The sequence below is a fragment of the Pseudomonas sp. CFBP13508 genome (assembly GCF_005233515.1).
Lineage (GTDB): Bacteria > Pseudomonadota > Gammaproteobacteria > Pseudomonadales > Pseudomonadaceae > Aquipseudomonas > Aquipseudomonas mercuritolerans.
Window position 1 is genome coordinate 367002 of record NZ_QFZZ01000005.1, and the last position, 12831, is coordinate 379832.

Below are 12831 nucleotides of genomic sequence, written 5' to 3' on the forward strand. Positions count from 1 at the left end.
GCGACGAAGATGTCGACGGTTTTATCGCCTTCGCGAGCAGGCTCGCTCCCACAAGGGATCTTCATAGAGGCAGGCGTTAGAGGCAAAGCGGCCCACGGGGATAGCGCTTGAGCGCTTTGATCAGTTCATCACCCGGAATCGGTCGGTCGAACAGATAACCCTGGCCGACGTCGCAACGATGCCGGCGCAGGAACGCCAGTTGCTCGGCGGTTTCGATGCCTTCGGCGACAACCTTGAGTTTCAGGTTGTGGGCCATGGCGATCACCGCAGAGGTGATTTCCATGTCGTCCTGGTTGTCGGGAATTTCGTGGATGAAGCTGCGATCGATCTTGATGATGTCGATCGGGAATTTCTTCAAATAACTCAGCGATGAATACCCGGTGCCGAAGTCATCCATGGCTAGCGTCAACCCGAGGCGCTTGAGCTGGTCGAGTTGCAAGTGCGTGTCTTCGGTGGCTTCCAGCAGCAGGCCTTCGGTCAGCTCCAGTTCGAGCAGACTGGCCGGCAGCGCTTCTTCCTTGAGGATGTTGGCGATCGAGGCGACCAGATCCGGATCGGAGAACTGTTTCGGTGACAGATTGATTGCCACCTGCAGATTGCCCAGGCCGGCAGCGGTCAGGGATTTGCTCATGCGACACGCCTGACGGGCGATCCATTTGCCGATCGGAATGATCAGGCCGGTTTCCTCGGCGACGCTGATGAACTGGTCCGGGCGAATCATGCCGCGCTCCGGGTGGTTCCAGCGCAACAGCGCTTCCATCCCCAGCAGGCGACCGCTGCGCAGGCACAGTTTCGGCTGGTAGAACACGTCCAGCTCGTTCTGGGTCAGGGCGCGGCGCAGGTTGTTCTCGACGAACAGTTTGTAACTGGCTTCGGCGTTCAGCGCTTCAGTGAATACCTGCAACTGGTGTTTACCGTTGGCCTTGGCCTTGTGCAGTGCCAGACCGGCGTTGCGCATCAGGGTTTGCGGATCGCGCCCGTGCAGCGGCGCGCAGGCCAGGCCCACGGAGCCGGTCACGCTGATCAACTGGTTGTCGACGAACATCGGCTTGTCGAGGGTCATCAGCAACTGACTGGCAATCTGCTGCCCGGCCTCAAGATCGGTGTCGTCGAGCAACACGGCGAATTCGTTACTGGCAAAACGCGCCAGACTGCCACTCGGGCTGAGGCTGTTGCGCAGGCGCCGGGCGAGGCTGATCAACAGTTTGTCGCCGGTCTGGTGGCCGAGGCTGTCGTTGATCCGCTTGAAGTTGTCGATGTCGACCAGCAACAGGCTGATCGGTGTATCGCTGTCGCGGGCGAAACGCTCGTCGAGATTGCGAATGAATGCCGGACGATTGCCGAGGTTGGTCAGGTTGTCGGTGTAGGCCAGGCGCTCGATACGTTGCTGCGCGAGTTTGGTCTGGGTGATGTCTTCGTAGATGCCGATGTAATGCGTCAGCTCTCGGTTGTCACCATAGACCTTGGAAATCGACAACTGGCCCCAGTACGGTTCGAGATTCTTGCGGCGGCTCTTGAATTCACCCTGCCAACTGTTGCTCTGGGCCAACGCCGAGGGCGCGTCGAACAGCAATTCGCTGAGGTTTTCCAGCGCCGGCAATTCCGACAGGCGCTGACCGTGGACTTCCTCGGTGGTGTACTGGGTGATCGCAGTGAAGCTCGGATTGACGTACTCGACCACGCCGTCGCAGTTGACCAGCAAAAAGGCGTTGGCGCTCTGCTCGACCGCGCGTTGAAACAGGTGCAGGGCGCTGGTGGCGGTGCGCCGGTTGTGATTGTTGATCACCTGCGCAAACTGGTCGGCCAGTTCACCGGCAAAGGCGATTTCGTCGGACTGCCAGGCGCGAGTGACGCCGGTCTGTTCCAGACACAACACGCCGACCACCTGGCCGTCGACGCGGATGCTGGCATCGAGCATGGCATTGACGTCACGCGGACGCATCGCCTCGGCCATCTCGCGGGTGCGCGGGTCATGCATGGCGTTGTTTGCGTCGATGGCGCGGCTGCTGTGCAACGCTTCCATGTAGTCGGGGAAGCCGCTGATATCGATCGGCTCCGGCAGGATGTATTCCTGGGTCGCACGATGGTAGGCGGAGATCGGCAGCAAGCGCTGACCGTCGAGGTTCCACAGGCTGGCGCAGTCGATTTCGTAGATATCGCAGGCGCAGCGGGTGATCAGTTCGGCGGCTTCCTGCAGCGAGTTGTGCGTGCTGTAGCGCTGGCGGGCGAGCAACAGAATCAGATCCTGCTGGGCGCGCACGCGCTCCAGATGCTGCAGTTGTTCCTGTTGGGCACGCTGGTTCAGCTCAAGGGCGATTTGCAGGCGCGAGTTCTGGGTTTCCAGATCCACCGAAGGCAGCGCCTGGGCTTGGTCGAACACCTCGTCGACGGCCAGCAGGTAGCCGCGCAGCAAATGCCGGTTGTGCTGTTTGTAGGCTTCACCCAATTCGAGGATATTCAACGCGCCGGCGGCGGTGTGCAGGGTGTAGCGCACCACGTAATGCGCGCTTTTGCTTAGTTGCTGCTGGATTGCGTCATGCAGTTGATAGCGCGCTTCCGGCTCCATCAGGCTGGCGTAGGGCGAGCCGACCAGCGCGCAGAGCTCGACGGCGGGCTGGCCGAACTGGCGTTCACAGTTGGGGTCGAGGAACAACATCGCCCAACTGGCTTCATTCAAGCGCTCGAAACGCAGCATGCCGAGCCGCGAGGGCACAGGCAACTGCGTCACTACCTCGGCCGCCGTACGGCTGGCGGCATCGGGTTGGCTCTTCATGAATGGAACTCGCTTGGAAATATGCTGAATGCGCCGGGCTCTCGCCCTCTTGTCTGTTGGCTGCGGCAAGGTTGCATCATTGCGGCACCGACTGACAAGAGAGATGAAGGCCAAGTGCTATAAGAATATGTCGGCTGCAGTGAACATTTCTCCAGTGCACAACTGAAATGAGCAGAAGATCGCAGCCTTGAACAACTCTTGCAGGCGCCACGTAGCCATGTAGGAGCTGCCGAAGGCTGCGATCTTTGGGTGTTTCAACGCAATTTCATACTGATCGACTGCAGCTGCTTGCCATCGCGGTCATGGTAATTGACCAATATCTGATCAGCCTCAACGACCACATGAGCAAAATTGTCCTGACTCACTACGGCACTGGTCAGCTCGTGCCGATAATCCCCGGCCGCCGTGCGCACCAGCGGTTGATTGAGGATGAATGTCGAGGCTCTGGCATACGGCAGCAATTTGCTGTTGTGCAGCGGCGAGGACACGATGGTGTGCACTTCGAATCCGGCGTCCTCGCTGTGAGACAGGCGACTGGTCAGAGAACCATGAACGTCGCCGGAAACGAACACCACGTTCTTGATCCGATGGGTGCGAATGGTTTCCAGCAGGCGCAGGCGCTGTTCGGGAAAGGCTTTCCAGGCATCGTCACCGTTGAACTTGCGATCGGGATAGAACATCACGCTGGTCACCACGAACTTCACCCGTGCCGGGCTGTGGATCAGCCAGTCAAGCAACGCCTGTTCCTGCTCAGCGTCGAGAATGCGCCGGTCATCCTTCGACAGGTTGCGCCGGGTGCGACTGTCGGTGACGAACCAGGCGATATCGCTGTCGCCGAACTGATACCAGTAATGCTTCAAGGTATTCCGGTCTAGCTGGCCCTTGCCATTACATGCGTAAACCGGGCTGTGGCTGGCTTGATAAAGTTCATAAGCGGCCATGGCATTGCGATACAAGTCCTTGTCTGCTGCTTTGGCATTGGCGGGCCAGTTATCTTCGATTTCATGATCGTCGAGCATCATGTAAGTCGATGTATTGGACATCAGTCTTTGAATATTCGGTTGCGAGAATGCCGTTCGGTACTTTTTCAGAATGTCCTTGGCTGCGCGATCCGGTGCAATGATATTCAAGTCATCTACATAAACTTGATCGCCGGTCATGATCACCGCACTGACCGGTAAATGACTTTGCTCGACGAGCTGATTGATCGAGCCAAAGATGCGGTCGCCCAGCTGCGGCAAGGAGGCGATGCCAGCGGTGATCCGCAGATAACGGCAAGAACCGACAATAAAGCCTCGAGGCTGCCTCGCTTGCGCAGTGCGGGTGCGAAAGCGATAGAGCTGCCGTGGCCATTGCAGTGGAAACTCCACCACGGTGTCGACGGTGTGCACTGGATTCATCGGGCTTAACCAGCCAGCCTGGTATTCATATTCACAATCGGCATCCAGATCCTGTAATACGAGCACACCCGACATATCATTGGCTGGATTCAAAAGTGCAAATACGCTGTTCGACCATTTCTCCGCACCGCTTTTACGGGCGCGGACTCCGGCAAATACACGTTTTCTGTCCTGCTGTTCACCGCGAATGAAAATTCGCACTTCGTTAGTTGTGGTGTGGCCCACAATGGGGCCTATGGTCGGTTTGAACATGATCGATTCCGTTCGAAAGTCAGAGAAGTAAGAGTTAAATAATCGGAGCGCGTTGAAGCAACTTTCCAGAGCAGAGGTTAGTTGCCGAGCGGCGGAAAATATTGGCGCTAAGTGGACAGGGTTTGTGGCCGATGTCAGCGATAGTTGTGGGAAAAAGACGCCCGCCGCTTTCATTCAGGCAAAAAAAAGCCCCGCCAGACTGGCGGGGTTGAGGTACGAGCGTGTGGCGCTCGAAAGGGTGCAGCAAGCGGCCCCCCGTTGCCGGAGGGCCGTTTGAGTTACAGCAGGATGGTGCGGATGTCGCCCAACAGACTGCCCAGACGCTGAGTGAAGCGTGCAGCTGCAGCGCCGTTGATCACACGGTGATCATAGGACAGCGACAGTGGCAGCATCAGCTTCGGCTGGAAGGCTTTGCCGTCCCAGACTGGCTGGATGGTTGCCTTGGAAACACCAAGGATCGCCACTTCCGGCGCGTTGACGATCGGCGTGAAGCCGGTGCCGCCAATGTGGCCGAGGCTGGAAATGGTGAAGCAGGCGCCCTGCATCTCGTCCGAGGACAGCTTCTTGGTGCGGGCTTTTTCAGCCAGCGAAGCCGCTTCGGCTGCCAGTTGCAGCAGGCTCTTCTGGTCGACGTTCTTGATGACCGGCACCAGCAGGCCATCCGGGGTGTCGACGGCGAAGCCGATGTTCACGTACTTTTTGCGGATGATCGCCTTGCCGCTTGGTGCCAGCGAACTGTTGAAGTCCGGCAGCTCCTTGAGCAAATGCGCGCAGGTCTTGAGCAGCAGCGGCAGGATGGTCAGCTTGACGCCAGCCTTCTCGGCCACGGCTTTCTGCGCTACACGGAAGGCTTCCAGCTCGGTGATGTCCGCCGAGTCGAATTGCGTGACGTGTGGCACGTTCAGCCAGCTGCGGTGCAGGTTGGCAGCGCCGACCTGCATCAGGCGGGTCATCGGCACTTCTTCGATTTCGCCGAAACGGCTGAAATCGACCACCGGGATTGGCGGAATGCCCGCGCCACCGGTAGCGCCGCCAGCAGCGGCCGGTGCTTCCTTGGCCTTCTGCATCATCGCCTTGACGTAAACCTGCACGTCTTCCTTGAGAATGCGACCGTGCGGACCGCTGGCGCCAACGGCGCTCAGCTCGACGCCGAACTCACGGGCCAATTGACGCACGGCAGGGCCAGCATGCACTTTCGCGCCCGGCTTGGCCGGTGCGGCGGCTGGAGCGGCAGCAGGTGCAGCGGCAGCCGGAGCAGCAGCGGCAGGTGCCGGAGCGCTCGGTGCAGCAGCCGCAGCCGGGGCAGCAGCAGGGGCCGCGCCTTTGACTTTGAGCTTGAGGATCAGGTCGCCGGTACCGACTTCGTCATCGAGCTTGATCGAAACGCTTTCGACCACGCCAGCGGCAGGCGATGGGATTTCCATGCTCGCCTTGTCGGATTCCAGGGTGATCAGCGACTGGTCGGCTTCGACAGTGTCGCCGGCCTTGACCAGCACTTCGATGATCTTGGCTTTGCCAGCCGAACCGATGTCCGGGACATGGATGTCCTGAACAGTGTCAGCGGCCGGTGCCACCGGAGCCGCCGCCGGGGCTGGCGCAGCGGCAGCAGCAGGCGCAGCAGCCTGAGCCGGAGCGGCAGCAGCAGGGGCCGCAGCACCCGCCACTTCCAGATCCAGAATCAGGTCGCCAGTGCCGACTTCGTCGTTGAGCTTGACGCTGATGGCCTTGACCACGCCAGCGGCAGGCGACGGGATTTCCATGCTCGCCTTGTCGGACTCCAGGGTGATCAGCGATTGATCAGCTTCGACGCTGTCGCCGACCTTGACCTGAATCTCGATGATCTGCGCCTTGCCCGACGAACCGATGTCCGGCACGTGCACTTGCTGTACCGAGGCAGCAGCAGGAGCAGCGGCAGGAGCGGCAGCAGCAGGGGCGGCAGCCGGTTTCTCCTCGGCTTTCGCAGCAGGTGCGGCGGCAGGTGCAGGGGCCGCTTCAGCGGCGCCCTCGACTTCCAGCTCAAGCAGTTCGTCGCCTTCTTTCAGACGGTCGCCCAGCTTTACTTTCAGGCTCTTGATGACGCCGGCTTTCGGGGCCGGCACTTCCATGCTGGCCTTGTCCGATTCCAGGGTCAGGATGCTCTGGTCGGCTTCGATGCGGTCGCCGACCTTCACAAACAGTTCAATTACTTCACCTTCACCGCTGCCGATGTCAGGTACGCGAATGAGTTCGCTCACAAAATGTCTCCTCAGCAGTCCAGTGGGTTGCGTTTTTCCGGGTCGATGCCGAACTTGGCGATGGCTTCGGCCACAACCTTAGGTTCGATATCACCACGGTCAGCCAGTGCTTCCAGGGCTGCCAACACCACGAAATGACGGTCGACTTCGAAGAAATGACGCAGTTTCTTGCGGCTGTCGCTGCGGCCGAAACCGTCGGTGCCCAGGACTTTGAATTCCTTGGACGGTACCCACTGACGGATCTGCTCGGCGAACAGCTTCATGTAGTCGGTAGAAGCAATGACCGGACCTTTACGGCCGTTCAGGCACTCTTCGACGTAGCTCAGCTTAGGCTTCTGGCCAGGCTTGAGACGGTTGCTGCGCTCTACAGCGAGGCCGTCGCGACGCAGTTCGTTGAAGCTGGTAACGCTCCACACGTCAGCGCCGATGTTGAACTCTTCACGCAGGATCTTCGCCGCTTCACGCACTTCGCGCAGGATGGTGCCGGAGCCCATCAGCTGAACGTGGTGCGCCGCATCGCGAGTGTCTTCCTCAAGCAGGTACATGCCTTTCTTGATGCCTTCTTCGGCACCGGCCGGCATGGCTGGCTGCTGGTACGACTCGTTCATCACGGTGATGTAGTAGAAGATGTCCTGTTGCTCTTCGGTCATCTTCTTCATGCCGTCCTGAATGATCACCGCCAGCTCGTAGCCGTAGGTCGGATCGTAGGTGCGGCAGTTCGGGATGGTCGCGGCCAGCAAGTGGCTGTGACCGTCTTCGTGCTGCAGACCTTCACCGTTCAGGGTGGTACGGCCAGCGGTGCCGCCGATCAGGAAGCCACGGGTACGGCTGTCGCCGGCAGCCCAGGCCAGATCGCCGATGCGCTGGAAGCCGAACATCGAGTAGAAGATGTAGAACGGCAGCATCGGCTGGTTGTGGCTGGAGTACGAAGTACCGGCAGCGATGAACGAGCTCATGGCGCCTGCTTCGTTGATGCCTTCCTCAAGGATCTGACCTTTCTGGTCTTCCTTGTAGAACATCACCTGGTCTTTATCGACTGGCTCGTAGAGTTGGCCGACGGAGGAGTAGATACCCAGCTGACGGAACATGCCTTCCATACCGAAGGTACGGGCTTCGTCCGGGATGATCGGAACGATGCGCGGGCCGATTTCCTTGTCCTTGACCAGTTGCGCGAGGATCCGCACGAAAGCCATGGTGGTGGAAATTTCACGGTCGCCCGAGCCATCGAGGATGGCTTTGAGGGTGTCCAGATCCGGGGTCGGTACGCTGAAGCTCTGCGCACGGCGCTGCGGCACGAAACCGCCCAGTGCGGCACGGCGCTCGGCGAGGTAGCGGGCTTCGGCGCTGTTTGGCTCTGGCTTGAAGAACGGCAGATGCTCCAGTTCTTCGTCCTTGACCGGGATGTCGAAGCGGTCGCGGAACAGCTTCAGGCTGTCGACGTCGACCTTCTTGGTGTTGTGCGCGGTGTTCTTCGCTTCGCCGGCACCGGTGCCATAACCCTTGATGGTCTTGGCGAGGATGACGGTCGGTTGTTCCTTGTGGTTGACCGCTTCGTGGTACGCCGCGTAGACCTTGTACGGGTCGTGGCCGCCACGGTTGAGTTTCCAGATCTCGTCGTCGGACAGATCGGCAACCATCGCCTTGAGTTCAGGCGTGTTGAAGAAGTGCTCGCGAACGAACGCGCCGTCTTTGGCTTTGTAGTTCTGGTACTCGCCGTCGATGACTTCGTCCATGCGACGTTGCAGGATGCCGTCGACATCCTTGGCCAGCAGCGGGTCCCAGAAACGGCCCCAGATGACTTTGGTCACGTTCCACTGAGCGCCGCGGAACACGCCTTCGAGTTCCTGGATGATCTTGCCGTTGCCGCGAACCGGGCCGTCGAGGCGCTGCAGGTTGCAGTTGATGACGAAGATCAGGTTGTCCAGCTTCTCGCGGCCGGCCAGGGAAATGGCGCCCAGGGATTCCGGCTCGTCGCACTCGCCGTCGCCCAGGAAGCACCAGACTTTCTGTTTGCCCGGCTGGATGAAACCGCGGTGTTCCAGGTACTTCATGAAGCGCGCCTGGTAGATCGCCTGGATCGGACCCAGACCCATCGATACGGTCGGGAACTGCCAGAAGTCAGGCATCAGCCAAGGGTGCGGATAGGACGACAGGCCTTGACCATCGACTTCCTGACGGAAGTTGTTCATCTGGTCTTCGGTGATGCGGCCTTCCATGAATGCACGGGCGTAAACGCCTGGCGAGGTGTGGCCCTGGAAGTAGATCAGGTCGCCGCCGTGTTCGTCGGTCGGGGCCTGGAAGAAATAGTTGAAGCCGATGTCATACAGGGTCGCACTGGAAGCGAAGCTGGAGATGTGACCACCCAGGTCCGAATCTCGCAGGTTCGTGCGCATTACCATGGCCATCGCGTTCCAGCGTACCAGCGAGCGAATGCGGCGTTCCATGAACAGGTCGCCAGGCATGCGTGCTTCGTGGGTAACGGGGATCGTGTTGCGGTAAGGCGTGGTGATCGCGTAAGGGAGCTGCGAGCCGCTGCGGGTCGCGAGTTCGCCCATACGGGTCATCAGATAGTGAGCACGGTCTTCGCCTTCTTTGTCGAGAACCGATTCCAGGGCGTCCAGCCATTCCTGGGTTTCGACGGGATCGAGGTCTTGCATGGCTTGCTCCAGGGCGGAAAGGCTTCCAGAATCGGTTGCCTGAGTTTGCGACTGGCCTTGTGGGCAGACGATTTAAAATTCTTGGATTGCCGACAGGTTGTTCCGGCGGCGTGTAGTTTTACTACAAATCTTCCGGCATTTCAGCCTTTCGAATGTATAGACGAGTAGTAAAACTACAGATGAAAGGCTTGTGGCCTCCGACTGCGTTGTGAGAATAATCGTTAAGGCGGGTCGATTTCCATCCGAATAAGGTGAAAGTTTGATGCTGGATGCCAAAGAAGAAGAAATTTCAGCTATTTCTAACTTTTGTTCGACAGTCCTTCACGTAGCGGGTTTTCATCATTCACTACAAGCGGCCCTCAATACGCCGATCAAGGATAGACCATGACCCTGCCCGTGCTTGCCGAACTGCCCGCCATTCTCCTGCCGTTGGTCAGCCGATCCGAGCAGTCGTTCCGTACGTCTGTCGCCGCCCTTGAAGACGATCACGGCCTGTCGAACTGGACGCCGGAGCGCTGGGCGCAATTCGCCCGTGTCAGCGCCGCCAGCGAATTTGTCATTGAACAGAGCATTCGTGACCCTTTGATGTTGTTGTCGCTGGTGGCGTCCGGCGAACTTGATCGAGCGTTTGCGCCCGGGGAGCTGTGCGCACAGATCGCCGCCGCTGTGAACACCGCGCAGAGCGAAGAAGAACTCGGCCGCGCCTTGCGTCGCCAGCGCGCACGCCATCAGGTGCGGATCATCTGGCGCGACCTGACCCGTCAGGCCGATCTGGTGCAGACCTGCCGCGACCTCTCGGACATGGCCGACGCCACCATCGATCAGGCTTATCAATGGCTATACAGCCGCCATTGCGAGCAATTTGGCACACCCACCGGCCGGCGCAGCGGTGAGCCGCAGCAGATGGTCATTCTCGGCATGGGCAAGCTCGGCGCGGTCGAGCTGAATCTGTCTTCCGACATCGACCTGATCTTCGCCTACCCCGAAGGCGGCGAAACCGTCGGCGTGAAACGCTCGCTGGATAATCAGGAATTCTTCATCCGCCTCGGCCAGCGTCTGATCAAGGCGCTGGATCCGATGACGGTCGACGGCTTCGTCTTCCGCGTCGACATGCGCCTGCGTCCATACGGATCCTCTGGTGCGCTGGTGCTCAGCTTCAATGCGCTGGAGCAGTATTACCAGGATCAGGGCCGCGACTGGGAACGCTACGCGATGATCAAGGCGCGGGTGGTGGCTGGCGATCAGGTTGCCGGCGCGCAGTTGCTCGATATGCTGCGGCCGTTCGTTTATCGGCGCTATCTGGACTTCTCGGCGATCGAAGCGCTGCGCACCATGAAGCAGTTGATCCAGCAGGAAGTGCGGCGCAAGGGCATGGCCGACAACATCAAGCTCGGCTCCGGCGGCATTCGTGAAGTCGAGTTCATCGCGCAGGCCTTTCAACTGATCCACGGTGGCCGCGACCTGAGCCTGCAACAGCGTCCTCTATTAAAGGTGCTGAGCACGCTGGAAGGGCAAGGCTATCTGCCGCCGGCGGTGGTCAGTGAGTTACGCGAGGGTTACGAGTTTCTGCGTTACACCGAACATGCCATTCAAGCGATTGCCGACCGCCAGACGCAGATGCTGCCGGACAGCGCTCAGGATCAGGCGCGGATCGCCTTCATGCTGGGCTTCGCCGATTGGTCGGCGTTCCATGAACAACTGATGTACTGGCGCGGGCGCGTGGCCTGGCATTTCGCCCAGGTGATCGCCGATCCCGATGAGGAAGAGGGCAGCGAAAGCGAAGTGGTGGTCGGTGGTGAGTGGCTGCCGCTGTGGGAGGAAGAACAGGACGAGGAGGCCGCGTGCCGGCAGTTGCAGGAAGGCGGTTTCGTCGATGCCGGCAAAGCCCTGAAAGCGCTGGCCGGTTTGCGCGGCAGTCCGCAACTGCGCGCGATGCAGCGGCTGGGACGCGAACGTCTGGATGCGTTCATTCCGCGACTGCTTGCGCAAGCAGTGGAGCATGACAATCCCGATCTGGTACTCGAGCGCGTGCTGCCGCTGGTGGAAGCGGTGGCGCGGCGCTCGGCGTATCTGGTGTTGCTCACGGAAAACCCCGGTGCGCTGCGCCGCCTGCTGACCCTGTGTGCGGCGAGCCCGTGGATTGCCGAGCAGATCACGCGCTTCCCGCTGCTGCTCGACGAATTGCTCAACGAAGGTCGGCTGTTCAAGCCGCCGCTGGCGCCGGAACTGGCGGCCGAGTTGCGCGAACGCCTGACGCGAATTCCCGAAGACGACCTCGAGCAGCAAATGGAAGCCCTGCGCCACTTCAAACTGGCGCACCGCTTGCGCGTCGCCGCCTCGGAAATTGCAGGCAGCCTGCCGCTGATGAAAGTCAGCGATTACCTGACCTGGCTGGCCGAAGCGATTCTCGAACAGGTGCTCGCCCTGGCCTGGCGGCAGACCGTGGCCAAGTACGGCACGCCGCTGCGCACCGATGGCACGCTGTGCGATCCCGGCTTCATCATTGTCGGTTATGGCAAAGTCGGCGGCCTGGAATTGGGGCATGGTTCGGATCTGGATCTGGTGTTCATCCACGACGGCGATCCGCAGGCGGAAACCGACGGGCCGAAATCAATCGACGGCGCGCAGTTCTTCACGCGTTTGGGGCAGCGGATCATTCATTTGCTCACGGCGCAGACCAACTCCGGCCAGCTGTATGAAGTGGATATGCGCCTGCGGCCGTCCGGTGCTTCCGGGCTGTTGGTGAGTTCCCTCGGCGCGTTCGCGCGCTATCAGGAAAACGAAGCATGGACCTGGGAGCATCAGGCCTTGGTGCGCGCGCGGGTGCTGGTGGGCAGTCAGGATGTTGGCCAGGCCTTCGAGAAAGTCCGCGCGCAGGTATTGGGCAAACCTAGGGATCTGGCCAAACTGCAACAGGAAGTCAGCGAGATGCGCGCGAAGATGCGCGACAACCTCGGCACCCGCAGCACCGCGGCCGGCACGGCGGCGAATGCGTTCGACGGGGGCGTGCCGTTCGACCTCAAGCAGGACGCCGGAGGTATCGTCGATATTGAATTTATGGTGCAATACGCGGCCCTGGCGTGGTCGCACAGCCATCCGCCGCTGCTGCGCTGGACTGATAACATCCGCATTCTGGAAGAGCTGGAACACGAACGGCTGATGCCCGCCGAAGATGCCAGTCTGTTGCGCGAGGCCTACAAGGCCTACCGCTCCGCCGCCCACCGGCAGGCCTTGCAGAAGGACGCCGGGGTGATACCGGGCGACCAGTTTGCCGACGAACGTCGGCAGGTTTTGCGGATATGGAAAGAGATGGGGCTAAGCTGAAAAAGCGCCAATGAAGACAATGAGATTCAAAAGGTGGGAGCGAGCCTGCTCGCGAAGGCGGAGTGTCAGTCGGCATTTGTTTTGAATGTACTGGCCCATTCGCGAGCAGGCTCGCTCCCACAGTAATCTGCGCTGAAATGCAGATGTTGAAACAGATGCAAAACCCTGTGGGAGCTGGCTTGCCAGCGATA

6 protein-coding genes are annotated in these 12831 nt (G+C 60.1%); 2 read left to right on the top strand and 4 right to left on the bottom strand.

What is annotated here, in order from left to right; genetic code table 11:
- Positions 1 to 76 precede the first annotated feature (76 nt).
- From PspCFBP13508_RS16855 to aceE, 4 genes are all read right to left on the bottom strand, one after another.
- Positions 77 to 2773 carry a GGDEF and EAL domain-containing protein gene (locus PspCFBP13508_RS16855; protein WP_130912159.1) on the bottom strand — a complete coding sequence of 899 codons (2697 nt, stop codon included), beginning with the start codon at positions 2771 to 2773 and terminating at the stop codon, positions 77 to 79.
- A gap of 254 nt (positions 2774 to 3027) precedes the next feature.
- Positions 3028 to 4425 (bottom strand): alkaline phosphatase D family protein, encoded by a 1398-nt coding sequence (locus tag PspCFBP13508_RS16860; protein ID WP_130912160.1) that lies wholly within the window; start codon positions 4423 to 4425, stop codon positions 3028 to 3030.
- A gap of 278 nt (positions 4426 to 4703) precedes the next feature.
- A complete protein-coding gene (gene aceF, locus PspCFBP13508_RS16865; protein WP_137215164.1) occupies positions 4704 to 6659 on the bottom strand; it encodes a dihydrolipoyllysine-residue acetyltransferase in 1956 nt (651 codons plus the stop codon).
- A gap of 11 nt (positions 6660 to 6670) precedes the next feature.
- A complete protein-coding gene (gene aceE / locus PspCFBP13508_RS16870; protein WP_130912162.1) occupies positions 6671 to 9316 on the bottom strand; it encodes a pyruvate dehydrogenase (acetyl-transferring), homodimeric type in 2646 nt (881 codons plus the stop codon).
- A 262-nt stretch (positions 9317 to 9578) separates the two neighbouring features.
- Here aceE and PspCFBP13508_RS27765 point away from each other — a divergent pair, with 262 nt between their 5' ends.
- Both PspCFBP13508_RS27765 and glnE read left to right on the top strand, forming a co-directional pair.
- Complete coding sequence (locus tag PspCFBP13508_RS27765; RefSeq protein ID WP_256205860.1) at positions 9579 to 9704, top strand: hypothetical protein; 126 nt, start codon at positions 9579 to 9581, stop codon at positions 9702 to 9704.
- Entirely contained in the window at positions 9701 to 12640 is a 2940-nt protein-coding gene (gene glnE / locus PspCFBP13508_RS16875) for a bifunctional [glutamate--ammonia ligase]-adenylyl-L-tyrosine phosphorylase/[glutamate--ammonia-ligase] adenylyltransferase (protein ID WP_137215165.1), read from the top strand. Before PspCFBP13508_RS27765 ends, glnE begins: the two co-directional genes overlap by 4 nt.
- Positions 12641 to 12831 lie beyond the last annotated feature (191 nt).

Coding starts and splice junctions, on each gene's coding strand:
- PspCFBP13508_RS16855 (WP_130912159.1), bottom strand. CDS start 2,773: ATGAAGAGCCAACCCGATGCCGCCAGCCGTACGGCGGCCGAGGTAGTG.
- PspCFBP13508_RS16860 (WP_130912160.1), bottom strand. CDS start 4,425: ATGTTCAAACCGACCATAGGCCCCATTGTGGGCCACACCACAACTAAC.
- aceE (WP_130912162.1), bottom strand. CDS start 9,316: ATGCAAGACCTCGATCCCGTCGAAACCCAGGAATGGCTGGACGCCCTG.
- PspCFBP13508_RS27765 (WP_256205860.1), top strand. CDS start 9,579: ATGCTGGATGCCAAAGAAGAAGAAATTTCAGCTATTTCTAACTTTTGT.
- glnE (WP_137215165.1), top strand. CDS start 9,701: ATGACCCTGCCCGTGCTTGCCGAACTGCCCGCCATTCTCCTGCCGTTG.